23 protein-coding genes and 1 tRNA gene are annotated in these 23,920 nt (G+C 54.9%); 18 read left to right on the top strand and 6 right to left on the bottom strand.

Features of this window, described 5'->3' with window-relative positions:
- Positions 1-111: 111 nt before the first annotated feature.
- The 3 genes from groL to ACXI0A_RS03690 form a co-directional block, all read right to left on the bottom strand.
- Positions 112-1,764: a chaperonin GroEL gene (gene groL / locus ACXI0A_RS03700; RefSeq protein ID WP_224932289.1), complete on the bottom strand. Its 1,653-nt coding sequence runs from the start codon at positions 1,762-1,764 to the stop codon at positions 112-114.
- A gap of 45 nt (positions 1,765-1,809) precedes the next feature.
- Positions 1,810-2,103, bottom strand: a complete 294-nt coding sequence (locus ACXI0A_RS03695) for a co-chaperone GroES (protein ID WP_476150303.1) — start codon at positions 2,101-2,103, stop codon at positions 1,810-1,812.
- Positions 2,104-2,297: 194 nt separating this feature from the next.
- Positions 2,298-2,750, bottom strand: coding sequence for an FxsA family protein (locus ACXI0A_RS03690; protein ID WP_224932287.1), 453 nt, complete (start codon positions 2,748-2,750; stop codon positions 2,298-2,300).
- A gap of 375 nt (positions 2,751-3,125) precedes the next feature.
- On the opposite strand from ACXI0A_RS03690, the gene aspA reads away from it, so the two are divergent.
- The 8 genes from aspA to ACXI0A_RS03650 all read left to right on the top strand — a co-directional run bounded on the left by aspA (position 3,126) and on the right by ACXI0A_RS03650 (position 11,828).
- A complete protein-coding gene (gene aspA / locus ACXI0A_RS03685) occupies positions 3,126-4,562 on the top strand; it encodes an aspartate ammonia-lyase (protein WP_224932286.1) in 1,437 nt (478 codons plus the stop codon).
- A gap of 117 nt (positions 4,563-4,679) precedes the next feature.
- Entirely contained in the window at positions 4,680-5,981 is a 1,302-nt protein-coding gene (locus ACXI0A_RS03680; RefSeq protein WP_476150305.1) for an anaerobic C4-dicarboxylate transporter family protein, read from the top strand.
- An 83-nt stretch (positions 5,982-6,064) separates the two neighbouring features.
- The gene (locus ACXI0A_RS03675; RefSeq protein WP_476150307.1) at positions 6,065-7,765 is read left to right on the top strand and encodes a protein-disulfide reductase DsbD; all 1,701 of its coding nucleotides are present in this window, start codon (positions 6,065-6,067) and stop codon (positions 7,763-7,765) included.
- A 66-nt stretch (positions 7,766-7,831) separates the two neighbouring features.
- Positions 7,832-8,410 carry a division control transcriptional repressor DicD gene (gene dicD, locus ACXI0A_RS03670; RefSeq protein WP_476150308.1) on the top strand — a complete coding sequence of 193 codons (579 nt, stop codon included), beginning with the start codon at positions 7,832-7,834 and terminating at the stop codon, positions 8,408-8,410.
- 253 nt (positions 8,411-8,663) lie between these two features.
- Positions 8,664-8,739, top strand: a tRNA-Phe gene (locus ACXI0A_RS03665).
- A gap of 254 nt (positions 8,740-8,993) precedes the next feature.
- Positions 8,994-9,323 carry a helix-turn-helix domain-containing protein gene (locus ACXI0A_RS03660; protein WP_045831892.1) on the top strand — a complete coding sequence of 110 codons (330 nt, stop codon included), beginning with the start codon at positions 8,994-8,996 and terminating at the stop codon, positions 9,321-9,323.
- The gene (locus tag ACXI0A_RS03655) at positions 9,317-10,633 is read left to right on the top strand and encodes a HipA domain-containing protein (RefSeq protein ID WP_476150311.1); all 1,317 of its coding nucleotides are present in this window, start codon (positions 9,317-9,319) and stop codon (positions 10,631-10,633) included. Before ACXI0A_RS03660 ends, ACXI0A_RS03655 begins: the two co-directional genes overlap by 7 nt.
- A gap of 499 nt (positions 10,634-11,132) precedes the next feature.
- The gene (locus tag ACXI0A_RS03650) at positions 11,133-11,828 is read left to right on the top strand and encodes an RraA family protein (protein WP_034826696.1); all 696 of its coding nucleotides are present in this window, start codon (positions 11,133-11,135) and stop codon (positions 11,826-11,828) included.
- 80 nt (positions 11,829-11,908) lie between these two features.
- Here the strand turns inward: ACXI0A_RS03650 and ACXI0A_RS03645 are convergent, their stop codons facing one another.
- Positions 11,909-12,829, bottom strand: coding sequence for an EamA family transporter (locus ACXI0A_RS03645; protein ID WP_476150313.1), 921 nt, complete (start codon positions 12,827-12,829; stop codon positions 11,909-11,911).
- Positions 12,830-13,088: 259 nt separating this feature from the next.
- Here ACXI0A_RS03645 and ACXI0A_RS03640 point away from each other — a divergent pair, with 259 nt between their 5' ends.
- From ACXI0A_RS03640 to ACXI0A_RS03625, 4 genes are read left to right on the top strand one after another with little or no spacing between them, the layout of a single operon-like run.
- Positions 13,089-13,928, top strand: coding sequence for a transporter substrate-binding domain-containing protein (locus tag ACXI0A_RS03640; RefSeq protein ID WP_224932278.1), 840 nt, complete (start codon positions 13,089-13,091; stop codon positions 13,926-13,928).
- Between the two features lie 11 nt (positions 13,929-13,939).
- Positions 13,940-14,641 (top strand): 5-oxoprolinase subunit PxpB, encoded by a 702-nt coding sequence (gene pxpB, locus ACXI0A_RS03635; RefSeq protein WP_476151165.1) that lies wholly within the window; start codon positions 13,940-13,942, stop codon positions 14,639-14,641.
- Positions 14,638-15,624 (top strand): 5-oxoprolinase/urea amidolyase family protein, encoded by a 987-nt coding sequence (locus ACXI0A_RS03630; protein WP_476150315.1) that lies wholly within the window; start codon positions 14,638-14,640, stop codon positions 15,622-15,624. Before pxpB ends, ACXI0A_RS03630 begins: the two co-directional genes overlap by 4 nt.
- A 20-nt stretch (positions 15,625-15,644) precedes the next feature.
- The gene (locus ACXI0A_RS03625; RefSeq protein ID WP_476150317.1) at positions 15,645-16,415 is read left to right on the top strand and encodes a 5-oxoprolinase subunit PxpA; all 771 of its coding nucleotides are present in this window, start codon (positions 15,645-15,647) and stop codon (positions 16,413-16,415) included.
- Between the two features lie 62 nt (positions 16,416-16,477).
- Here ACXI0A_RS03625 and ACXI0A_RS03620 read toward each other — a convergent pair whose 3' ends face one another.
- Entirely contained in the window at positions 16,478-17,680 is a 1,203-nt protein-coding gene (locus tag ACXI0A_RS03620) for an aminotransferase class I/II-fold pyridoxal phosphate-dependent enzyme (RefSeq protein WP_476150319.1), read from the bottom strand.
- A 457-nt stretch (positions 17,681-18,137) separates the two neighbouring features.
- On the opposite strand from ACXI0A_RS03620, the gene nac reads away from it, so the two are divergent.
- The 6 genes from nac to ACXI0A_RS03590 all read left to right on the top strand — a co-directional run bounded on the left by nac (position 18,138) and on the right by ACXI0A_RS03590 (position 22,696).
- Positions 18,138-19,061, top strand: a complete 924-nt coding sequence (gene nac, locus ACXI0A_RS03615; RefSeq protein ID WP_034826712.1) for a nitrogen assimilation transcriptional regulator NAC — start codon at positions 18,138-18,140, stop codon at positions 19,059-19,061.
- Between the two features lie 114 nt (positions 19,062-19,175).
- Positions 19,176-19,586, top strand: coding sequence for a biotin/lipoyl-containing protein (locus tag ACXI0A_RS03610; RefSeq protein WP_476150320.1), 411 nt, complete (start codon positions 19,176-19,178; stop codon positions 19,584-19,586).
- A 131-nt stretch (positions 19,587-19,717) separates the two neighbouring features.
- Positions 19,718-20,470 carry an SDR family oxidoreductase gene (locus tag ACXI0A_RS03605; protein ID WP_224932271.1) on the top strand — a complete coding sequence of 251 codons (753 nt, stop codon included), beginning with the start codon at positions 19,718-19,720 and terminating at the stop codon, positions 20,468-20,470.
- A 22-nt stretch (positions 20,471-20,492) separates the two neighbouring features.
- The gene (locus tag ACXI0A_RS03600) at positions 20,493-21,188 is read left to right on the top strand and encodes an amino acid ABC transporter permease (RefSeq protein ID WP_224932270.1); all 696 of its coding nucleotides are present in this window, start codon (positions 20,493-20,495) and stop codon (positions 21,186-21,188) included.
- A gap of 5 nt (positions 21,189-21,193) precedes the next feature.
- A complete protein-coding gene (locus tag ACXI0A_RS03595; protein WP_224932269.1) occupies positions 21,194-21,949 on the top strand; it encodes an amino acid ABC transporter permease in 756 nt (251 codons plus the stop codon).
- Between the two features lie 9 nt (positions 21,950-21,958).
- A complete protein-coding gene (locus ACXI0A_RS03590; protein WP_320442533.1) occupies positions 21,959-22,696 on the top strand; it encodes an amino acid ABC transporter ATP-binding protein in 738 nt (245 codons plus the stop codon).
- 49 nt (positions 22,697-22,745) lie between these two features.
- Here the strand turns inward: ACXI0A_RS03590 and ACXI0A_RS03585 are convergent, their stop codons facing one another.
- Complete coding sequence (locus ACXI0A_RS03585) at positions 22,746-23,915, bottom strand: Gfo/Idh/MocA family oxidoreductase (RefSeq protein ID WP_476150324.1); 1,170 nt, start codon at positions 23,913-23,915, stop codon at positions 22,746-22,748.
- Positions 23,916-23,920 lie beyond the last annotated feature (5 nt).

Here is a 23,920-nt window from a genome sequence, read left to right as displayed (position 1 = left end):
GCAAAGCCGAAGTATTGCGCTCTTACTTATACCTTGTTCGCCGCCAAAAGAAAAACCCCCGACCGTTTCCGATCGAGGGTTTTTCAAATGACCTAAGCAGTCAGGGGCAAATTACATCATGCCGCCCATTCCGCCCATGCCACCCATGCCGCCAGCGCCACCTAAATCAGGTGCATCGCCTTTTGGCAGGTCGGTCACCATCGCTTCGGTGGTGATCATCAGGCCCGCAACAGAAGACGCGTACTGCAGAGCAGAACGGGTTACTTTGGTTGGGTCCAGGATACCGAAGTCGATCATGTTGCCGTATTCTTCAGTCTGTGCGTTGTAACCGTAGTTACCGTCGCCTGCTTTCACGTTGTTGGTGACAACAGAAGGCTCTTCACCGGCGTTAGACACGATCTGACGCAGTGGTGCTTCCATTGCGCGCAGCGCAACTTTGATACCGACGTTCTGGTCTTCGTTCTGACCTTTCAGGCCTGAAGCAGCAATTTTCGCTGCAACGCGTACCAGTGCAACACCACCACCAGCAACCACGCCTTCTTCTACCGCAGCACGGGTTGCGTGCAGGGCATCTTCAACGCGGGCTTTCTTCTCTTTCATTTCAACTTCAGTCGCTGCGCCCACTTTCAGAACGGCTACGCCGCCTGCCAGTTTCGCTACGCGCTCCTGCAGTTTTTCTTTGTCGTAATCAGAGGTCGCTTCTTCGATCTGCTGACGGATCTGCGTTACGCGGCCCTGAATTGCGCCCTGATCGCCCACGCCATCGATGATGGTAGAGGTATCTTTGTTGATCACAACGCGCTTAGCCTGACCCAGATCTTCCAGGGTGGCTTTCTCCAGGTCCAGACCGATCTCTTCAGAGATAACGGTACCGCCGGTCAGGATAGCGATATCCTGCAGCATCGCTTTACGACGGTCGCCGAAGCCAGGTGCTTTAACAGCAGCGACTTTCACGATACCGCGCATGGTGTTAACCACCAGAGTTGCCAGCGCTTCGCCTTCAACATCTTCAGCGATGATCAGCAGTGGTTTACCGGCTTTCGCAACCGCTTCCAGTACTGGCAGCAGTTCACGGATGTTCGAGATTTTCTTATCGGCTAACAGGATGAAAGGCGCATCCAGTTCGATAGCGCCAGTCTCTGGCTTGTTGATGAAGTACGGAGACAGGTAGCCACGGTCGAACTGCATACCTTCAACCACGTCCAGCTCGTCTTGCAGGCCGGTGCCTTCTTCAACGGTGATAACGCCTTCTTTGCCTACTTTCTCCATCGCGTCAGCGATCAGAGCGCCAACAGTTTCGTCGGAGTTAGCAGAGATGGTACCCACCTGAGCAATCGCTTTGGTATCCTGGCAAGGAACAGACAGCGCTTTCAGCTCTTCAACAGCAGCGATCACTGCTTTATCGATACCGCGCTTCAGGTCCATTGGATTCATGCCCGCAGCCACAGCTTTCAGGCCTTCGTTCACGATAGCCTGTGCCAGTACGGTTGCAGTGGTGGTGCCGTCGCCCGCAGCGTCGTTCGCTTTAGAGGCCACTTCTTTCACCATCTGAGCACCCATGTTCTCGAACTTGTCTTCCAGTTCGATTTCACGTGCTACAGAAACACCATCTTTAGTGATGGTCGGTGCACCAAAAGATTTATCCAGAACCACGTTACGGCCTTTCGGGCCCAGGGTAACTTTTACTGCATCTGCCAGGATGTTAACGCCACGCAGCATTTTTACGCGTGCGTCATTACCGAATTTTACGTCTTTAGCTGCCATTTCAAATATCCCTTAAATTCGTTTCGTTCAGTGAATTACGCGTAATTACGCTTCGACAACCGCCAGGATGTCGCTTTCAGAGATGATCAGCACTTCTTCGTTATCGATCTTTTCAGTTTTGGCACCGTAGCCTTCGCTGAAGATAACCAGATCGCCAACTTTCACGTCCAGCGGCTTAACATCGCCGTTTTCCAGGATGCGGCCATTGCCAACAGCCAGAACTTCACCGCGAGTTGATTTGCCAGCTGCAGAGCCGGTCAGAACGATACCGCCAGCAGATTTAGCTTCAACTTCTTTACGCTTAACGATAACGCGATCGTGCAACGGACGAATTTTCATTTGGTAGCTCTCCTTTGAGAAGTCCAATCATTCAGTTTTTTGGGTTGAACCGGACTGCATGGCTTCCGGCCTCGTGGAGAGAGAGATAGGGTCAATTAATGGGCTTTCAAGGGCAAAAAAATAAAAAACTTTCGTTTGTGTAACAGATGGCGAAAAAGGCAGCAAAAAGGGCGACTCTCGCCGCCCTTGTTAACTTAACGATCTTTATCGTGCCCGATTTGATCCTGGTCTTTACGCTCGTATTCGCCATCCATGGTGAAGCCGCTGTCAGGACCTGCACCCGGCCCGCGCCACACGCGCAAGTGAGGCATTAATTTCAGCGTCAGATGCTTCTGCACCGGCGGCAGCAGCAGTAACAAACCGAGGAAGTCAGTAAAGAAGCCTGGCAGCAGCAACAAGAATCCAGAAATGATCAGCGAAACGCTTTTGGTCATCTCCGCCGCTGGGCTTTCATTGCGCGCCAGCTTCTCCTGCATCAGGCGGAAATTTTTCATCCCCTGGTTTTTCACCAGCGACACCCCGATGCAGGAGGTGAAGATCACCAGCAGCATGGTCAGCAGCACGCCGAGGGCATGCGCGACCTGAATGAAAATTGAGATCTCAATCCAGGCCAGAACAAAAAAAATCACGAACGGTATCCAGCGCACCGATATCTCCTGTGAGTAGGGCTGCCTCGCTTATAGCCAGGCAGCAGAAAGGGATGGTCTGTCAGACCGTATTGATAGAGATGGGCATCTCAACCCGCAATTTCAACCGATCCTGCCAAATTTTTCCGACTGACTTAAAATTGCGAACTACATCACATATCGTTATTACCGCTGGGCCAGTAAATGCCCGTAAAGTGATCTGTGCACAAACAATTCTGTAACAACAGAATATGATCGTGCCCGCCAGCCTGAAGATGGATAATATGTCGGCGCTGGTATTCCACGACAATATAATTGCTTCACCTGCACAGTGATTGCCGCCCGACCATCCCGGTCGCCCGGCAGTGACACCGCAGAAATAATAAGAAGGTAATCATGGCGAACAACATTCGTATCGAAGAAGACCTGTTAGGCATGCGCGAAGTTCCGGCAGACGCTTACTACGGTGTTCATACTCTGCGTGCGATTGAGAACTTCTACATTAGTAACAACAAAATCAGTGACATACCGGAGTTTGTACGCGGTATGGTGATGGTGAAAAAAGCAGCCGCGCTCGCCAACAAAGAGCTGCAAACAATCCCTCGCAACATCGCAAACACCATTATTCAGGCTTGTGATGAAGTGCTGAATAACGGTAAATGCATGGATCAGTTCCCGGTTGACGTCTATCAGGGCGGCGCGGGTACCTCGGTCAACATGAACACCAACGAAGTACTGGCAAACATCGGTCTGGAGCTGATGGGCCACCAGAAAGGTGAGTACCAGTACCTCAACCCCAACGATCACGTAAATAAGTGTCAATCCACCAACGATGCTTATCCCACCGGATTCCGCATCGCGGTTTACGCGTCCATTCTGAAACTGCTGGACGGCATTAGCCAACTGAGCGAAGGCTTCCAGCGTAAAGCGGTCGAGTTCGAAAACATCCTCAAGATGGGGCGCACCCAGTTGCAGGATGCCGTACCGATGACGCTGGGCCAGGAGTTCCACGCGTTTAACGTGCTGCTGAACGAAGAGACCCGTAGCATTCTGCGTACTGCTGAACTGCTGCTGGAAGTGAACCTCGGCGCCACGGCAATCGGGACTCGCCTCAACACCCCGGATGGCTATCAGCAACTCGCCGTTCAGCGTCTGGCGGAAGTCAGTAATCTGCCAGTCGTTCCGGCGGAAGACCTGATCGAAGCTACCTCCGACTGCGGCGCCTACGTGATGGTGCACTCTGCGCTGAAACGTCTGGCGGTCAAGCTGTCGAAGATCTGTAACGACCTCCGCCTGCTCTCTTCCGGCCCTCGTTCTGGCCTGAACGAAATCAACCTGCCAGAACTGCAGGCCGGTTCATCGATCATGCCAGCCAAAGTGAACCCGGTGGTGCCAGAAGTGGTGAATCAGGTGTGCTTTAAAGTTATCGGTAATGACATCACCGTGACCATGGCATCAGAAGCGGGTCAGCTGCAGCTGAACGTGATGGAACCGGTGATTGGCCAGGCGCTGTTTGAGTCGATCAGCATCCTGACCAACGCTTGCTTCAACCTGCTGGAGAAATGCGTGAATGGCATCACCGCCAACAAAGCGGTATGTGAAGCTTACGTGTTTAACTCCATCGGTATTGTCACCTACCTCAACCCGTATATCGGCCACCACAATGGCGATATCGTCGGCAAGATTTGTGCGGAAACCGGTAAGAGCGTACGTGAAGTGGTGCTGGAGCGTGGCCTGCTGACCGAAGCAGAACTGGATGACATCTTCTCCATCCAGAACCTGATGCATCCAACCTACAAAGCCAAACGCTACACCGACGAAAACGAACAGTAATCCGTTCCGGATCAAATCGCCAAAAGCACGCTTGTATACAATACGGCGTGCTTTTTTCATTTTGGCGGCTACAACTTTAAGAGTCTGGATTTCCCCCACGGCTCAGGAGTGGAACGAATGGTAGGTGTGGAGTTACTGATTGTCCTGCTGGCAATCTGGTTGGGTGCGCGTTTAGGCGGCATCGGTATTGGATTTGCGGGCGGATTAGGCGTGCTGGTGTTGACGTTGTTCTGTGGCATGAAACCCGGCTCCATTCCCTTTGATGTGATCGAAATTATTATGGCGGTGATCGCCGCGATAGCCGCGATGCAAATCGCCGGCGGGCTTGATTACATGGTGGGCTTGGCCGAAAAGCTGCTGCGCCGTCATCCACGTTATGTCACTTTTCTCGCGCCACTCGTCACCTATGTGATGACACTGCTGGCAGGCACCGGCCATACCGCTTTCTCCACGCTGCCGGTGATTGCTGAAGTCGCCAAAGAGCAAGGCGTCCGCCCCTCGCGCCCATTATCCATCGCCGTCGTCGCCTCGCAAATTGCCATTACCGCTTCACCGCTTTCTGCTGCGGTGGTGTTCTTCGCGTCGATTCTGGAACCCCGTGGAGTCAGCTATCTGGCGCTGCTCGCAGTATCGATCCCCTCCACCATGGCCGCCATCTTCTGTGCTGCGGTGATCACCAGCTTTCTCGGTAAAGAGCTAAAGGATGATGAGGTTTATCAGGCGCGCTTAGCCAAAGGCGAAGTGACGCTGCGCGGTGAACGCGTTTATGACATCAAGCCTGGCGCAAAACGCGCGGTCGGGCTATTCCTGATCGGCATTGCGGCGGTAGTGCTCTATGCCACGGCGATCAGCGACAGCGTCGGGCTCATCAGCGATCCGGTATTGCCGCGCAACGAAGCGATTGTGGTGTTTATGCTCACCGTCGCCACCTTGATTTGTCTGACCTGCAAAGTGGATACCGGCGAAATCCTTAGCGCCAGCACCTTCAAATCCGGCATGAGCGCCTGTATCTGCGTGATGGGTGTGGCGTGGCTCGGCGACACTTTTGTCAAAGCGCATTTGAGTGAGATTCAAACCGCTGCGGGTGACATGCTGCAGAGTTACCCGTGGATGCTTGCGCTGGTACTGTTCTTCGCCGCCACCCTGCTCTATTCGCAGGCGGCGACCACCAAGGCGCTGATGCCGGCCGCCCTGATGCTCGGTGTATCTCCGCTGGCCGCAGTCGCCTCCTTTGCCGCCGTTTCGGCGCTGTTTGTGTTGCCAACCTACCCCACCTTATTGGCAGCCGTAGAAATGGATGACACCGGTTCGACCCGAATCGGCAAGTTTGTGTTTAATCACTCCTTTATCATTCCCGGCGTGTTGGCGATTGCCTTCTCCGTGGCGTTTGGCTTCCTGTTTGGCAGCCTGATTCTGTAGCGCCGTTACATCCTGTAAACCTCGTGGCGAGACGGCCGTGCTATCATCGCGGCTCATTCGCCACCGGAGCTGATTACATCCTCATGGCTGCACGACTTTCTCGCCTGATGGGCTTTTGCCTCGCACTGCTGTTTTGCTTTTCAGCACAGGCCAATATCTTCTCACCGAACAATAACAGCCGCTTTGTGCCGGTAGATCAGGCCTTTGGCTTTGATTTCAGTCAGCAGGGCAACCAACTGACGCTGAGCTGGAAGGTGAAAGATGGCTACTATCTTTATCGCCAGCAAATCCATGTGACGCCGCAGAAAGCGCAGATGGCGCCACTGGCTCTGCCGCCAGGACAACCGCATGAGGATGAGTTCTACGGTAAGAGCGAGATCTACCCGCAGGATTTACAGGTGCCGATCACTCTGCATCAGGCTGAGTCAGGTGCCACGCTTACCGTGACCTATCAGGGCTGTGCGGCAGCCGGATTCTGCTATCCGCCAGAAACCCGTTCAGTGCCGCTCAACCCGGTTGCCGAGAATCACGATGCTCCCGCCGTTAACGCGCAGCCTGCACAGCAGCGCACGCCACTGCCGTTTTCACCGTTGTGGGCGCTGCTGATTGGCATCGGCGTTGCCTTCACGCCATGCGTATTGCCGATGTATCCGCTGATCTCCAGCATCATTCTCGGTGGTCAACGCCGGTACTCTGCTGGTCGCCTGTTCGCGCTGGCGATGGTATATGTGCAAGGCATGGCGCTGACCTACACCGTGCTCGGCATGGTGGTGGCCGCCGCAGGTTTACATTTCCAGGCGGCGCTGCAACATCCTTACGTGTTGATTGGCCTGTCAGCGCTGTTCATCGTGCTGGCGCTGTCGATGTTTGGCCTGTTCTCGCTGCAACTGCCATCCGGCCTGCAAACGCGCCTGACGCTGTGGAGTAATCGCCAGCAAGGTGGTTCGCTGCCGGGCGTATTTATGATGGGCGCATTGGCGGGATTGATCTGCTCGCCCTGCACTACCGCACCGCTGAGCGCCATCCTGCTGTATATCGCACAGAGCGGCAATCTCTGGGCAGGCGCGGGCACGCTGTGGCTCTATGCCTTCGGGATGGGCCTGCCGCTGATTGCCGTGACGATGTTCGGCAACAAGCTGCTGCCAAAAAGTGGCCCATGGATGCAGAGCGTCAAAGAGGGCTTCGGCTTTGTGATTCTGGCGCTGCCGGTCTTCTTGCTGGAGCGCGTAGTGGGAGATGTCTGGGGATTAAGACTGTGGAGCCTGCTCGGCGTCGCGTTCTTTGCCTGGGCGTTCAGCCTCAGCCTGCGTGCTAATGGCAAATGGCGCATTCTACAAATCATCATGCTCGCTGCTGCGCTGGTGGCCGCTCGTCCGCTACAGGATTGGGCTTTTGGCAACAGCGCCAGCGTGCAGTCTGTGGCACATCTGCCGTTCAAAACCATTGCCAGCAGCGAACAGCTTGATAGCGCATTACAGCAGGCACAGGGCCGCATCACCATGGTCGATCTCTATGCGGATTGGTGTGTTGCGTGCAAAGAGTTCGAGAAGTACACCTTCAGCGATGACGGCGTGCGTGCCGATTTAAGTCAGGTACAGTTACTGCAAGCCAACGTCACCGCGAATAACGCCCAGGATAACGCCCTGTTGCAGCATTTACAGGTATTAGGCTTGCCGACCATTCTATTCTTTGATGCGCAAGGCAAAGAGATTCCCGACTCACGCGTTACCGGATTCCTGAGTGCGGCTGACTTCCGCGCGCATTTGCACAATCTATCTCGTTAAACGACACTGGTTCCAGGACACTGCCCGTTCGTATGCGAGCGGGCCCGCATTCCAGAGGAGAGTCACTTGCAACGTGAACAGATTCTTGAGCATGCGCTGAATGTGCTTGAGCAGAGCGGCTTGGCCGCCACCACTTCCCTGCAGCAGTTAGCAGGGGAAACCGGATTAGACCCAGAACATCTTGAGCGTTACTGGCCCGACCGCGACGCCCTGTTGTATGACGCCCTGCGTTATCACGGCCAGCAGATTGACAGCTGGCGCCGCCAGATACAGCTCAATGAACATCTCACTGCCCAACAAAAATTGCTGGCGCGTTACGACGTGTTAAGCGAGCACGTGAACAAAGGACGCTTTCCCGGCTGCCTGTTTATCGCCGCCTGCAGCTTCTATCCGCAGCCTGACCAACCCTTGCATCAGTTAGCCGAGCAGCAGAAACGCAGCTCATGGCAGTTCACCCATGAGATTCTGGTGGATTTGGCGCTGGATAACCCGACGATGGTGGCCGATCAGATGGAGCTGATTCTTGAAGGGTGCCTGAGCAAATTACTGGTGAAACGCAACGTGCAGGATGTCGCTACCGCGCGTCGTCTGGCAGAGGATGTGCTGGGTATTGCGCTGTGCCGGCAGAATGGCGCATTAGCATAAACTGTCGCGGGCGGCCCTTAGGCTCGCGCATCACGCAGGTCATGCAGGTCATGCAGGTCATGCAGGTCATGCAGGTCATGCAGGTCATGCAGGTCATGCAGGTCACGCAATCCTGAATACCGCCTTACCACCAGCGGGCACGTTGAGATTTTGCGCACCCTGCCTGAAAAGCAAGCAATCAGTCACGATTGCTACGCTTTTTTGACGAAAGCCGTTGACGGCTGAAAGCCATTAAGGTTTAATGCGCCCCGTTGCCCGGATAGCTCAGTCGGTAGAGCAGGGGATTGAAAATCCCCGTGTCCGTGGTTCGATTCCGCGTCCGGGCACCAACATTCTGAAAACCCAGCTTATGGCTGGGTTTTTGCTTTTCTGCGTTTGTCGTTTTCTAAACTTAATCCCTTAGCCCCCTCAACTTGATTATGTCCCACTTTAAGGACTTAACTCACCTTTAAACCTCATAAAGTGCAATATAAGGGACTCTATAAAACATCCATTTATCATGACAATCATCCGATAGAGTCCTATAATTAGGACATTAAACGCTTAATCGACGATAAAGTGTCTACATTGGGACTTTAAAGATATGACTACTCCTTCTGCATCCGCACTGGCTGAAGAAATTGGCCAGCGACTCAAGCAAGCCCGTCTTAATCGTGACTTAACGCAGACGGAGGTTGCTGAGCGCGCAGGTGTTGCACGTAAGTCTGTGCTCAATGCTGAAAAAGGAAAAGTGCCGTTCGATGTCTTTATCGCCATCATGGTAGCGTTGGATCTCACCGAAAAGCTGGAGCTGTTTCTGCCGCGTCAGGAGATATCCCCGATTCAACTTGCAAAGCTGCAGGGTAAACAAAGGCGGAGAGCTTCAGGGCAACGAAAAGATAAACCGCTCAGGGAGGAGAAATCAGAATGGTAATGGAAGTTATCAATGTTACCTATGCACAACAAGAAGTGGGTGCGGTGAGTTTTGATTCAGAAAAAGGATCGGGGGCGTTTGAATATGCACCCAACTTTATAAAACAAGGAATAGAACTTTCCCCACTCAAAATGCCGCTGGCAACACAAATCTACAGTTTCCCTGAACTTGCGTTTACGACCTTCAAAGGGCTACCCGGTTTAATTGCCGACTCGTTGCCAGATGATTTTGGTAACGCAGTGCTCAATGCCTGGGTCGCGAGCCAGGGTAAACTTCCTGCCGACATTACGCCATTGCAACGACTGCAATACACGGGCAAGCGCGGTATGGGTGCGTTGGAATACACGCCGGCGACAAAACTTCGCAGTCTCAATGCCTCAAATCCGATTGAAATAGCATCCCTTGTTGTCATTGCACAGGAAATCCTTGATGCCCGAGGAGCTTTCTCAGCAACACTTCATCGAGACGGAGATGAAGATCGTGAAGCCATGCTTTCGCTGCTATCAGTAGGCATGAGTGCGGGTGGAGCAAGACCTAAGGCGGTTCTCGCATTTAATGAAGATTTCACCGAGGTGCGCTCTGGCCAGGCCACGATTCCGGATGATTACACACACTATCTGATGAAATTTGATGGTGTGAGTGAACATAATCGCAACCAGGAAACCTTTGGTGATCCATTGGGATTCGGGGCCATGGAGTACGTTTATTATCAAATGGCAACAGCCTGTGGTATCGAGATGATGCCTTCGCAATTATTGTCGGAAGGTCATCGCCGCCATTTCATTACTCAGCGCTTTGACCGTATTGGAAATCAGAAGATCCATGTACAGACCCTGAATGGACTGGCCCATGTCGATTATAAAAAGCCTGGCTCATTTTCTTATGCAGAGCTGTTCAGCGTAGCGCGGCAGCTTAAGCTTCCCGCACGTGATGCAGAACAGCTAATGAAACGAATGATCTTTAATGTTGTGGCGCGCAACCATGACGATCATGCCAAGAACTTTGCTTTCATGCTGAAGGACAACAAATGGCAATTGGCTCCAGCTTACGATCTGGCCTACAGCTATAAACCCGGGAGTAAGTGGGTTAACAGCCATTGGATGACATTGAATGGTAAACGCGAGGATTTCACCCGCAATGACTTCTACGCTTTAGAGAAAATAAGCCCACTATTCAGCAAGCGTAATCTGGATCGGGTCATTGATGAAACAGTCGAAGCTGTGGCGCAGTGGCCTCTTCTCGCTCGTGATCAGGAAGTGCCCAATTCATTGATTGCCGAGGTCAGCAATAACCTGCGTTTAAAACTTTAGGCTGCAGGATGCCTCACGGCATCCTAAATGACCTACAACCCATAATCCTCATCACTTACCTGCTCCAGCCAGCTACGGGGCAGCCATCCACGGATTCGGCGATGGCAATGTGCGACATCTCGTTGTCCGGTGCGGCGTTACCGCATCCTATTGTTACGGTGATTTAAATGCCTGATCTATTTCCTCGTCAAATACTCCCTATGAAGTTAAATATCTAACATGCAATACACCCAGTCATACTTTAAATATATTTAGCCATAATAAAATCCAATAAAATTATTAATCAGTAAGTTAAATGCGCTGCCATTTTTATTTCGTGATCCTGATTTCGTTAGCTGTAACAGCGCATTCGTAACACGTCACCAATCCCGTACACTCCCATTAAATCAGGTGATTACACATTTATATCGCCTTTAATAAGTAAAAAAAAATTTGCCGGTGATATTCATCGGACATCCCTTATCGATTACAAGTTAATAACCCTGACAGGAGAAATAAAATGACCGCAGGAAATCGTATTTATTTACGCCGTCCATCCGATGCCGAGCCGTTACTGGAAGCGTTCCGCCGTTTACCCGCAGCGGTAGTGGCCGACTGCATGAGTCGCTTGCCTGCACTATCGGCAGAGATCAGCCTGAAAACGGCGCCCAAGGCCCCCATCATGTGTGGCCTGGCGGTGACGGTGAAAGCGCGCTCTGGTGATAACCTGATGCTGCACAAAGCATTGGATATGGCTGGCCCGAACGATGTGATCATCTTGTCGAATGAGGGCGATCGCAGCCAATCGTTGATGGGCGAAGTGATGGCCACTTATGCCAGACAGCGCGGTATGGAAGGCATCGTGCTGGATGGACCGGTGCGTGATATTGAGGGCTTATCACGCATGGATTTCCCAATTTATGCCGCCGGGCATACGCCAGGTGGCCCTTTTAAAGATGGCCCAGGCGAAATCAACGTGCCGATTGCCTGCGGTAAAATTCACGTTTCACCTGGCGATATCGTCTTAGGCGATGCCGACGGCGTGATTGTGATTCCACGCCAGGATGCCGCGCGAATTCTTGAAGCGGCGCAAGCTTACTTAATCGTTGATGAGCATAACTTCGAGCTGGCGAAAACCGGTTCACTGGAACGCGGTTGGCTGGCAGAAGCGCTGCAAAACAAGCAGGTAGAAATTATCGATGATGTTTATCGGTAAGTGCATAAGCACGGAGTTATCCAGGCCGCCATCTTTGGCGGCCTGGTTTTCGCAAACCGCGCAGCGGCTAGCACACCGAATTAAGGCGTACTGCTCACCATCGCCAACTTGCGTTGCCGGTTTTCCCGCCACACTGCAAAGATCCCGGCGAGCGCCACAATCGACGCGCCAAATATCGTGGTCGAACCCGGCAGGCTATTAAGGAACAGATAGCCAATCAGCATCGACCACACCAGCGTGGTGTAATCAAACGGCGCCAGCAGCGAGGCATCCGCATAGCGCAGGCTGAGCGTCACCAGAATCTGTGCCAGGCCGCCAAACAAACCGCAGCCCACCAGCAGCAGCCACTGCAATCCGGTAGGTTTTACCCAACCGAAAAATGCCGTTGCCAGACCGATCAACGTTGTCATCACCGAGAAATAGAACACGATCGCGCCCGGTTTTTCGATGCCATTCAGAAAACGGATTTGCACATTCGAGGTAGCCGTACAGAGTGCGGCAATCAATGCAAAGGCAACACCAAGGCTGGCCGTGGCACTGCTGGCACTGCCTGCTAGCACCCCCCCACTGGCCGCAAGGCTGGAGGAGAGCATAATCAGGATACCCGACAATCCCACCACAACGGCAACCCAGCGCGAGACGCGAACGCGTTCTTTGAGCAGCATCGCTGCCATCATCACAGTAAACAACGGTGCGGCATAACTCAGTGCAGTGGCATCAGCCAGCGAGATATACACCAGCGCCAGATAGTTAAAATACATGCCGCCGGTGCCGGAGAAACCGCGAATGAAATGGCCAAACAGATTACGCGTCTTGAGATTCTCCAGTACGTTACCCTGCACTTTCAGCCAGATTAACAGGGGAAATAGCGCAATAAAGCTGCGGAAAAAAATCACTTCACCGGTGGGGACGGCACCGTTCAGACCTTTGACGCAGGCCAGCATCAGCGTGGCGCACAGTGCAGCGAAGATCTTCAATAACACGCCTAATCGGGGATTCATGCTCTCACTCTTCTCTCTCTACCACGCGCAATCGGCAGGATTGCCGAGAGGACAACGCGCTTCACACTAGGGAGAAAAATGTGCGCTGGATAACACTTTTTCGCTCTGCCTGAATAGAAATAACTTATCGACATAGGTCATATCATTTCCCTATTGCATAACACGCTTTCCCTCTTTTTCGCCGCAAAACAAAGCCGATATAGTCCAGAAAAGCGAGATTTTGCGCTCCGAGGCAGTATCCACCATTGAGGGAATGCACATGACCATGAAAAGACTTACCACCATTGGGTTGGCACTGCTGCCGTTGCTGGCTGTTTCGGCGGCGCAGGCAGACATGATGGCGAATATCAAATCCAGCGGTGAGCTTAAGTGCGCAGTCTATTCTGACGTGCCGCCCTTCTCTTCACCGGATCCCAAGACGCGTCAGCTGGTGGGCATGGATATTGATCTGTGCACCGCACTGGCGAAACAGATGAACGTCAAACTCACGCTGGTTCCCACCTCTGTTGAAGCCCGTATTGCAGTGATCGCCACCGGCCGCGCCGATGTGCTGATTGCTAACCTCGCCTACACCAAAACGCGCGGTAACCAGATCCAGTTCAGCGATCCCTACTACGTGGCTAAAGAGATGCTGGTGGTGAAAGCGCCTCTGGCGGATAAGTCGCTAGACTTCTTCAAAGGCAAACGCATCAGCGCCACTAAGGGCACCACGTCTGAGCAGTCGATCCACATCAAAGGCGGCAAAGCGGTGACCTTCCAGGATACGGCATCCGCTTTCCTGGCACTGGAGCAGAACAAATCTGTGGGCTTCGTGACCAACACCATGACCGGTATCAAAACCATCGCCCAGGCGAAAAAAGACGGTATTGAGCTGGCGATGGTGAAAGAGCCGATGGCGCTGGAACCGATTGGTATTGGCATGAAGAAAGATGAGCCGGCACTGCTGGCCAGCGTCAACAGTGGTCTGAAAGCGATGGACGATGAAGGCACCATCGACAAAATCTGGGATACCTGGATTGGGCCGAAAACTGAATACAAAATGGTGCGTGAAGAGCGCGTACAACCGCTCTCCAGCCTGAAATTTGAACCACTGGAATAATCATGCCCGTGATGTCGCACTCTGATATCCAGCCCGCCAGCGCACCCGCGCTGGCTTGTTCCTCTGCGATCGCCCTTTCCACCATTGGCGCCCGTGCGTGGCTGGTGGAAGCACCAGGTGGATTTGATCTTTCCGGCCAGCGCCGCATCTGGTCATTAGCGCGTTTGCTGCAGGCGGATGAGGCGGTTGAAGCCCTGATCCCCGGTGTCACTAATCTACTGGTGCTGTTCCGACACATCCCTGAGGACGAAGCCGCCGTTCGAGCTTCGCTGCATGCCGCCTGGGATCAGGCGCAGGCGATTAGCCCACAGGGCAAACTGATTGAGATTCCGGTGTATTACGGCGGCGAGCACGCCACCGATCTGGATGCCGTTTGTCGTCACACCGGATTCAGCGCACGCGAAGTGGTGCGCCGTCACCATCAAAGCGAATACACCGTGTTTGCCCTCGGCAGCGCACCGGGCTTTGGTTACCTGCATGGGCTCGATCCGCAGTTAGCCACGCCACGCAAGAAAGTCCCCTCGCTCAGTATGCTCAAAGGCACGGTCACCATTGGTGGGGCACAGGCCGGTGTTTCAGCGCTGACCGGCCCCAACGGCTGGAACGCCATCGGTTTTGCCGAGCTGGAGGTATTTGATCCAATGGCAGAATCACCCGCACTGATGGCACCGGGTGATCGTATCCGTTTTCTGCCGCAGAGGATTGAACTGTGATCGAAATTGAACAGAGCGGCGCCCTGAACACGGTTCAGGATCTGGGGCGTTTCCACTTCCGCCATATGGGCGTATCGGTAAGTGGTGTGATGGATCCGCTGGCACTGCGCGCCGGAAATCTGCTGCTCGGCAATGAAGAAAATGCCGCCGCCATTGAAGTTCAGCTGTTCCCGTTCCGTGTGCGTTTTTTGCAGGACAGCAGCATCGCCGTGACGGGTGCTGACTGCCGCGCCACCTTAGACGGTGCACCGTTGCCGCCCTGGTGGGGCTGCGGCGTGCGTGCCGGGCAGGTGCTGGAATTGCGTTACCCGCGCAGTGGTGCTCGTGGCTACGTGTGCATCGCCGGCGGTGTTGATGTGCCCATGGTGCTGGGATCGCGCAGCACGGCACTGCGTGGCGGGTTTGGTGGCCTGGAAGGCCGTCCGCTGCAGCGTGGCGACCGCCTGGCACTGGGTGAAACGCATGCTTCACCGCTGCCCACTAGCGGTATTGGCATTGAGCCGCCCGACAGTGCCCTGCGCGCCCATTTTCCGCGCAACAGCGCAGGGGAAATTCAGCTGCGCGCCATTCCATCCGGCGAGTATCCCTTGTTTGCTGCCGATGCAGGTCGCTTCTGGGAGCAGTCATGGCAGGTCTCCAATCAAAGCAACCGCACCGGATATCGACTGGCGGGCGATCCGATTTTCCCGTCACAAACTATTGAGATGCGATCCTACGGACTGATCCCCGGCATTGTGCAGGTGCCGCCTGGCGGCGAGCCGATCATTCAGCTCAGCGATGCCAACACCGCGGGCGGTTATCCCAAGATCGCCGGCGTGATCGAGCAGGATCTGTGGCGTTTAGGGCAAGTATTACCCGGCCAATCGATCCAGCTGATTCAGAGTGATACGCGTGAGGCCATCGCCATCGAGCAACAGGTCGCAGGCTGGCTAAGCCGTTTACGTGTGAGCTGCCCACCGCTGCGTAAAGCGTTAACCGCATAATTTTCCTAAGGAAAAAAATCATGAAGATTGATCTGAACTCCGATATGGGCGAAGGCTTCGGCGTTTATCAACTGTGCGATGACGCCGCGCTGATGAAAGTGGTCTCCTCAGCCAATATCGCCTGCGGATTCCACGCCGGCGATCCGGCGATCATGACCCGAATGGTGCGGCTGGCGAAAGAGAATGGTGTCGGCATTGGTGCGCATCCAGGCTTGCCCGATCGACAGGGCTTTGGTCGTCGCGAGCTGCCGTTCAGTGCCGAAGAGATATGCCAGCAGGTCGCTTATCAACTCGGCGCGCTGACAGCGATTGCTCAGGCAGAAGGCACGAAGGTGTCGCACTTTAGCTTCCACGCTGCGATGGGCAATATCGTCAATCGCGACGAGGCATTAGCGCAGCAGGTCATGACGCTCGTTGCCCGTATCAATACGGATCTGATCGTGTTCGCACAACCCGATACCCTCATTGAGCGAGCAGCACAGGCAGCGGGCCTGAAAACCCTGACGCTGTTCCTCGCCGACCGCGCCTACGATGCGCAGGGCCGTTTAGTCCCGCGCGGCATTGCTGGTTCAGTCATCAAAGAAGAAGCGGCGCTGCGTGCCCGCGTGCGTCAGTTCCTGCAGCATGGCACCGTCACCACCTTCGAAGGGGAAGTGATTGCCGTGCGTGCCCGGTCAATCCTGGTGCACAGCGACACGCCGGGATCACTGGCTCTCGCCACCATTGTGCGCAGTGAAATTGAAGCCAGCGGCCATCAGGTAGCGCCGGCCGCAGAAGTGCTTGCTCAGTAACCTCTTTAAATCACCCAAATAAAAATGGCTGCCCATCGGCAGCCATTTTTTTCGCCTTACGTTTAACGACAACCAGCGCAGAACGCCGCGATACGATCGCAGCCTGTCTGCAAACGCTCCATGCTGGTGGCGTAGGACAAACGGAAGTACGGGCTCATGCCATACGCAGCCCCCTGCACCGTCACCACATGCTGCTCTTCAATCAGCGCCAGCACAAAATCGGCATCGTTGCTGATGAAACGGCCACCGGCGCTGGTCTTGCCGATCAACCCTTCAATGTTCACAAACAGATAGAACGCACCCTCTGGCTTATGGCAGCGCAGGCCATCAATCGAGGTCAGACGCTCCAGCACGTAATCACGGCGTTCACGGTAAATGCGTGCTCGCTCTTGCAATAGATCCTGCGGGCCTTCCAGCACCGCCACCGCTGCCGCCTGCGTCAAGGTACAGACGCCGCCGCTGTTCTGCGTGTTCACATTGCTCATGGCTTTAATTAATGGCGCAGGACCACCGCAAAAGCCCAGACGCCAGCCTGTCATTGAATAGGCTTTCGACACACCGTTCACCGTCAGCACACGGTCATACAGGCGCGGTTCAACCTGCGCGAGGGTATAAAAACGCACGTCGTCATAGATCAGATGTTCATAGATATCATCCGTCATGATCCACACCTGCGGATGGCGCAATAGCACGTCACCCAGCGCCTGCAGCTCGGCTTTGCTGGCCACCGAACCGGTTGGGTTGCTCGGATAGTTCAGCAGCAGCCATTTGGTCTTGTCAGTGATCGCCGCATCCAGATCCGCTGGCAGCGGTTTGAAGCCATTCTCCTGCGCACACGGCAGCGGCACCGGAACACCACCGGCAAATTTCACGATATCGGCATAGCTAATCCACGATGGCGTTGGGATCACCACTTCATCGCCCGGATTGATGGTCGCCATGATGGCGTTAAAGATGATCTGCTTCGCGCCACCCGCCGTCAGAATCTGGCTGACGTCATACTCCAGCTGGTTATCCCGTTTGAATTTCAGCTGGATAGCTTTGCGCAGTGCAGGCGTACCGTCGGTGGGTGGGTAGCGCGTGTCGCCCGCGCGTGCAGCGGCATACGCGGCTTCAATCGCATGTTCCGGTGTAGGGAAGTCGGGTTCGCCGGTAGAAAGTGCTACCACATCAACGCCCTGCGCAGCGAGATCGCGCGCTTTTTGGGTCATGGCAACGGAGGCGGAAACGGTCACATTCTTTAAACGATCGGCTATCTCGGGCATGGTCAATCCTGGGTTCGGGGGATGTCAGTTTTCCCCTGAGCATAGGATTAGGGCCGAAGCCACGGATAATAGTGCTTTGTTGTGGTGATATAACACAAAGCGATGACTGGACCGACTGCACACTTCTGCCATAAAGGCGGCAGATTGACTCAGAATTGCGTGACAGGTCACGCCCGCACGCCTGACGGAATGTTAATAAAGTGTTACTTTCTTTCCCGAGTTATATCCCGAACCCACGATTTTCCTTGCCCGTCATTGGCAATGCTGATGGGTCAACTGCACTCATTCGGTGCAGCGCTGCAATTTTCAACACCCGCCATGCCGGCGGCTCACTAGCTCAGCACCAGCCTCAGGAGGCCCAGTGGCCGTACCCTCCTGTCTGAGTTCAATAACGAAAGCTTATCCTGGCATCAACTTTGCTTGATGAGGATATGCGTTCTGTTTGAGGGAAGTGTCCATGAATCTTCGTCGCCTGAAGTACTTTGTTAAAATTGTTGACGTCGGAAGCCTGACGCAAGCTGCCGATATCCTGCATATTGCCCAACCGGCGTTGAGCCAACAGCTGGCTACGCTGGAAGGTGAAGTGAATCAACAGCTGTTGATTCGCACCAAACGCGGTGTCACGCCTACCGAAGCCGGGAAAACACTCTATTCCCATGCACAGTCCATTTTGCGCCAGTGCGAACAGGCGCAAAGTGCGATTGATCTGGTCGGCGCTGCGCTGAGTGGCAGCGTTTCCGTCGGGCTGGCACCGGGCACAGCGGCGCAAAACCTGGCGCTCCCGCTGATGATGGAAGTGCAGCAGCAGCATCCTGGCATTGTGCTCTATTTTAACGAGAACTTTGGCACCACGCTGAGCGAGCTGATCATGAACGGACGTATGGATATGGCGGTGATTTACGATCATCGCACTATCCATGGCCTGCGCTTCATGCCACTGATGAAAGAAGATCTGTGCTTCGTTTGCCCGTTCAGCCTGGCCAAACCGGTCAAAGAAATCCCGCTGTCACAGGTCGCGCAATATGATCTGTTCCTGCCTCGTATCTATAACATCATGCGCAAAGTGCTGGATGACGCCTTCGTACAGAACAATCTGCAGTACCGCGTGAAGTGCGAGATCGAATCACAAACCACCCTGAACGCGGCACTGAGTGCCGGTCTGGGCACCACCATCATGCCGGAATCCGCTGCACGTGCGATGCTGAAAAACGGGGATACCTGGATGGCGAAGATCATCGAGCCAGATGTGCAGGCCTCGCTGTCATTCTGCATGTCGGATCATCTGCCACTTTCCCAGCCTGCCGAAGCAGTGAAATCCATTTTGCTGTCGCTGATGTCGCGCCGCAACGTGGAGAACCACCCACTGACTCTGGTGGGATAAGACCCGCTTATCACCGCAAAGCGAAACCCTCTTACTGCCCGTCTAACGAACGCGCTAGATTAATCTGGTCTGTTGCCCGCTCCGGCGGGCGTGCTTCGCTTTGACGGGAACCCCATGGAAAAAACCGCGATACCGCTGCCGACGCTGCGCGCGTTGGCGCGCAAGATGCAACGTTCTGGCCTCAATAGCCTGGCGTTAGAGGGCAAACAGTGGTCGGTTCGTCTGACGTTTGCGCCTGCGCCCGCTTTACCCGTCATGCCGACGGAGGAAACCCCGCCCATCACACAGGTTATCGGCGCGCCGCTGCCCGGTACGCTGCTGCGCCGTCATCCGCATAGCCAACAGGATTTTGTTCAGCCCGGCCAGCAGGTCGCACCTCGGGATCTGCTGGCGCTGGTGCAGGTCGGCCCGCTGTATGTACCGGTGCTCAGTCCCATCAAAGGTCGCGTACAGCAACTGCGTGTTGAGGCATACTCAGCGGTTGAATACGACGAAGAACTCCTGACTATTCATATGGATAATTAATTAGCAATCCGGTTATAAGGGGCTCTTATCGCCTCACAGTTTTTATGTCTTATGCCCTTGCGGCATAACTGCATAAAGTCAAAAAAGACCCATTACGCCGGGCACACACCTGGCGAGACGAGGAAACACAAATGCCATTTTCAGATTACAAAACCGCGCTGGTGACCGGCGCATCGGCTGGCATGGGCGAAGCGATTGTTGAGCGCCTGTGCAAAGAAGGGATAACCGTGCACGCGGTGGCGCGTCGCAAAGAGCAGTTGGCCGCGCTGGCTGACCGCACTGGCTGCATCCCCCATGCCGTCGATGTCAGTGACGTGAATGCACTGACTGCGCTGTGCAAAGACCTGGAGATCGACATTCTGGTCAACAACGCGGGTGTCTCGCATCCCGGTTCCATCCTCGAAGCTGACGAAAACGTGGTGGAGACGCAAGTGGATGTCAATCTGCGTGCCGTGCTGCACCTGTGCCGTTTGCTGGTGCCGGGCATGATGGCGCGTGATCGTGGCCACGTGTTCAACATCACCTCGATCGCCGCCATCTACAACTTCAACGGCAACTCGGTGTATCACGCCACCAAAGCGGGTGTACACGCCCTGTCGCGCCAGCTGCGCGTGGACTGCTATGGCAAACGTGTGCGCGTCACCGAAATCTGCCCAGGCCGCGTCGCCACTGATATTTTCGGCAACGTTTCAGGCGATCACGATGATGCGCGTCGCCGCTTTATCGATGGCTTCGAACTGCCGCAGGCTAAAGATATTGCCGACTGCGTAGCCTTTGCGTTATCGGCTCCGGTCGCCGTCAACATTGGCAACATCGAAATTACCCCGACGCTGCAGGTGCCGGGCGGTCTTTCCACTATGCGACCGGGCGACCGCACCGCGTAATACCGTACGATGAGGTAACTGTATGGCACTTGATTTCAGCAGTGTGATAACCGGCCATTACGGCCAGATGATCGTTGACGGAACGGTGGTCACCCTTGAACTGGCGTTGGGTGCCTGGCTGCTGGCGATGGTTCTCGCCCTGCTACTGGTGGTGGTCCGCCTGACGGAAAATCGTATTGCCGTGGGGTTGGTCAAGGCGTATGTCTCCTATCACCGCAATGTGCCAACGCTGATTCAGTTGATGATGTGGTATTTCGCCATCCCCACCCTGCTGCCTGAATCACTGCAGATGGCGATTGTCGATTACAACGCCGAGTTTTTATTCTCTCTTATCGCCCTCGGATTGTGTCAGGCCGCCTATTTCTCCGAAGATATCCGCAGCGGTCTGCGCGCGATTCCCGATGGGCAAAACGAAGCCGCTCGTGCGCTCGGTATGAGCTATGTGCGCGCCATGCGTTCAGTGATTCTGCCGCAGGGCGTGCGCAATGCGCTGCCTTCTGTGGTCAATCACACTGTGCTGCTGTTTAAAAACACCAGCCTGGCGATGGTCATCGGCGTCGCAGACCTCACCTATGTGACACGTGATATTGAAAACCAGACCTTCCGCACCTTCGAATCCTACTTAGTGGCCACCGTGGGTTACCTGTTCTTCTCCCTGCTGCTGATGGGCTTGGGCGCGCTGCTGGCCCGCCGCTTCCAGCGCGTTTACGCGAGGTAATGGCGATGTTTGAGATCTTCACCATTTTGCATGACAACGGCATGCTGCTGTTAATGGGCCAGTACCCCAACGGGCCGCTGGGCGGCGTACTCTGTACGTTAGTGATTTCCGTACTAGCGGTCGTGCTGGCCTTCCCCATCGGGGTGATGCTGGGTCTGGCGCGTCTGTCACCGTGGCGCTGGCTGAGCTGGCCCGCCACCTGCTGGGTCTATCTGCTGCGCGGCATCCCGCTGATGATGGTGGTGTTCTGGACTTATTTCTGCGTACCGTTACTGATTGGCCACAACATCAGCGGCTTCGCCACCATGCTGTGTACGCTGGTGATTTACGAGAGCGCCTACATCGCCGAGATTGTGCGTGGCGGCATTCAGGCACTGCCTCACGGCCAGTATGAAGCGTCACGTGCGCTGGGCATGAGCCATCTGAAAACCCTACGTTTAGTGATTCTGCCGCAGGCGCTGTTCAACACTTTACCGAGCCTGGTGAGTCAGCTGGTCTCGATCATCAAAGACTCCACGCTCGGCTACGTGATTAACGTGCCGGAGCTGACCTTTGCCGCCAATCAGGTGAGCAACCAGCTGTTGACCAAACCGTTTCAGGTGTTCGCCATTGTGGCGATGAGCTACTACATCATCTGCTTTAGCCTCACCTGGCTCGCTAACAAACTTGAAGCGCATATTGCGCAGAAACGTCGCCAACCGCCGCAGGCCAATCCCAGCGTTGCGCCCGCGGTGATGCTGACTAAAACCTCTTCGCAATAAGGAACCCCTATGAGCCCGATGATCATGTTTAACCAGGTCAACAAATGGTACGGCGCGTATCAGGCGCTGACTGACCTGAGCGCCGAAATCAACACCGGTGAAGTGGTGGTGGTGTGCGGTCCTTCCGGGTCGGGAAAATCCACGCTGATCCGCACCGTTAACCGTCTGGAGCCGATTGATAACGGCCAAATCGTGTTTGATGGCACCGATATTCACGGCAGCAGCACGCGCCTCAATCAACTGCGCACCCGCATTGGATTTGTGTTCCAGAGCTTCAACCTGTTCCCGCACGTGTCTGTCGCCGAAAACATCATGATGTCGCCGATGAAAGTGCTAGGCATGAAACGATCCGAGGCGCGTCACCAGGCGGGCGAACTGCTGGAGCGCGTAGGCTTGTCGCATAAAGCGGATGCCTATCCGGCGCAGTTGTCCGGCGGCCAGCAACAGCGCGTGGCGATTGCTCGCGCGCTGGCGATGAAGCCGCCGGTGATGTTGTTTGATGAACCAACGTCCGCGCTCGATCCCGAAATGGTCGGCGAGGTGCTGTCGGTGATGCGCAGTCTGGCGCAGGAAGGCATGACCATGATGTGCGTGACGCACGAGATGAATTTTGCCCGCGAAGTGGCGGATACCATCTGGTTTATGGACCAGGGACAGATTCTGGAGAAATCGACGCCAGAGAAGTTCTTCACCCAACCGCAGCACCCACGTGCGCAGCGCTTCCTGAGCGATTTACGGTCGCATTGATGCATCCCGGTCGGCAGTGCTGCCGACCGGGATATTCACTTCATCTTAATCAGCAATCCACCCACACCGCACCGGCATTCGCTGACTTCACACACTGCTCAACCCAGCGTACGCCCATCAATCCGGCATGCACATCCGGATACCAGAAGTCCGCCAGAAACGCCTCATCTCCACGATCGGTGGCATCCATTGCCAGCGCAAAACGGCGATAGAGATTCGACCAGGCTTCAAACAGCCCTTCCGGATGGCCGCCGCCGATACGGTCGTCAGCCAGCGCACTTTTGTGCAGATAGCCCATACCTCGGTCCAGAATCTGCAGCGGCTCGCCCTGCACTTCATAGCGCAATTGGTTCGGTTGCTCATCCCACCACTCCAGACTGGCCTTCTCACCAATCACCCGCACTTTCTGCCCGTGCATCGAGCCACAGTTCACCGCCGAGGCCCACATGGTGCCGACAGCGCCGTTGTCGTACTCCATCATTACAAAGGCGTTATCTTCCAGCGGCGCACGGGTTTTCACGAAACTCTGACGGCTGCACAGCAGACGTTTCACCTGCAGTTTCGGCACCATGGTTTCGGCGATAAACAGCGGATGCGTCGCCAGATCCCCCAGCACATAGCTGGGGCCGACAAAACGTGGATCGACGCGCCACTTGGTGCTTTCGTTTTGCAGTTCGACCGCTTCGTTATGGAAACCGTGCGCGAACTGCATATTGATAATGCGGATCTCACCCAGCAGCCCTTCTGCGATCATCTCGCGCGCCTGATGGATCAGCTGATGTCCGGCATAACCGTAGGTGACGCCGATGATCTTTTTCTTCTCGCCGCAGAGTTTTTCCAGCTCGTCCGCTTCCTCCGTGGTGAAGCAAAGAGGCTTCTCACACACCACATGCAAACCGGCATTGAGCGCCGCACGGCAAATGGTGAAGTGGGTATTGTTCGGCGTGGCAATCGAAACGGCTTCGATGCCGTCTGTACGCGCCGCTTCCGCCGCAAACATCGTTTCGTAATCCGGATAGCAGCGATCCGCGTCGACGCCCAAGGATACGCCAAACGCACGGCCGCGTTCGGCGTTAAGATCAAATGCGCCCGCCTGCAACACAAAGTTGCCATCACGCAGTGCCGATGAACGATGGATATAACCAATCTGGCTGGTGCCGCCGCCGCCCACCATGCCCCAGCGCAGTGAACGCTCCAGAGCTTTAATGCCGTTAATCATGATGA

This window comes from Pantoea sp. C1E2 (assembly GCF_056491465.1).
This window is presented reverse-complemented; position numbering and strand designations above follow the sequence as displayed.

Coding starts and splice junctions, on each gene's coding strand:
- ACXI0A_RS03590 (WP_320442533.1), top strand. CDS start 21,959: ATGAGCCCGATGATCATGTTTAACCAGGTCAACAAATGGTACGGCGCG.
- nac (WP_034826712.1), top strand. CDS start 18,138: ATGAATCTTCGTCGCCTGAAGTACTTTGTTAAAATTGTTGACGTCGGA.
- ACXI0A_RS03660 (WP_045831892.1), top strand. CDS start 8,994: ATGACTACTCCTTCTGCATCCGCACTGGCTGAAGAAATTGGCCAGCGA.
- ACXI0A_RS03680 (WP_476150305.1), top strand. CDS start 4,680: ATGGTAGGTGTGGAGTTACTGATTGTCCTGCTGGCAATCTGGTTGGGT.
- ACXI0A_RS03600 (WP_224932270.1), top strand. CDS start 20,493: ATGGCACTTGATTTCAGCAGTGTGATAACCGGCCATTACGGCCAGATG.
- aspA (WP_224932286.1), top strand. CDS start 3,126: ATGGCGAACAACATTCGTATCGAAGAAGACCTGTTAGGCATGCGCGAA.
- ACXI0A_RS03610 (WP_476150320.1), top strand. CDS start 19,176: ATGGAAAAAACCGCGATACCGCTGCCGACGCTGCGCGCGTTGGCGCGC.
- ACXI0A_RS03675 (WP_476150307.1), top strand. CDS start 6,065: ATGGCTGCACGACTTTCTCGCCTGATGGGCTTTTGCCTCGCACTGCTG.
- ACXI0A_RS03650 (WP_034826696.1), top strand. CDS start 11,133: ATGACCGCAGGAAATCGTATTTATTTACGCCGTCCATCCGATGCCGAG.
- ACXI0A_RS03620 (WP_476150319.1), bottom strand. CDS start 17,680: ATGCCCGAGATAGCCGATCGTTTAAAGAATGTGACCGTTTCCGCCTCC.
- ACXI0A_RS03655 (WP_476150311.1), top strand. CDS start 9,317: ATGGTAATGGAAGTTATCAATGTTACCTATGCACAACAAGAAGTGGGT.
- ACXI0A_RS03640 (WP_224932278.1), top strand. CDS start 13,089: ATGACCATGAAAAGACTTACCACCATTGGGTTGGCACTGCTGCCGTTG.
- pxpB (WP_476151165.1), top strand. CDS start 13,940: ATGTCGCACTCTGATATCCAGCCCGCCAGCGCACCCGCGCTGGCTTGT.
- ACXI0A_RS03585 (WP_476150324.1), bottom strand. CDS start 23,915: ATGATTAACGGCATTAAAGCTCTGGAGCGTTCACTGCGCTGGGGCATG.
- ACXI0A_RS03605 (WP_224932271.1), top strand. CDS start 19,718: ATGCCATTTTCAGATTACAAAACCGCGCTGGTGACCGGCGCATCGGCT.
- ACXI0A_RS03625 (WP_476150317.1), top strand. CDS start 15,645: ATGAAGATTGATCTGAACTCCGATATGGGCGAAGGCTTCGGCGTTTAT.
- ACXI0A_RS03595 (WP_224932269.1), top strand. CDS start 21,194: ATGTTTGAGATCTTCACCATTTTGCATGACAACGGCATGCTGCTGTTA.
- groL (WP_224932289.1), bottom strand. CDS start 1,764: ATGGCAGCTAAAGACGTAAAATTCGGTAATGACGCACGCGTAAAAATG.
- ACXI0A_RS03695 (WP_476150303.1), bottom strand. CDS start 2,103: ATGAAAATTCGTCCGTTGCACGATCGCGTTATCGTTAAGCGTAAAGAA.
- ACXI0A_RS03645 (WP_476150313.1), bottom strand. CDS start 12,829: ATGAATCCCCGATTAGGCGTGTTATTGAAGATCTTCGCTGCACTGTGC.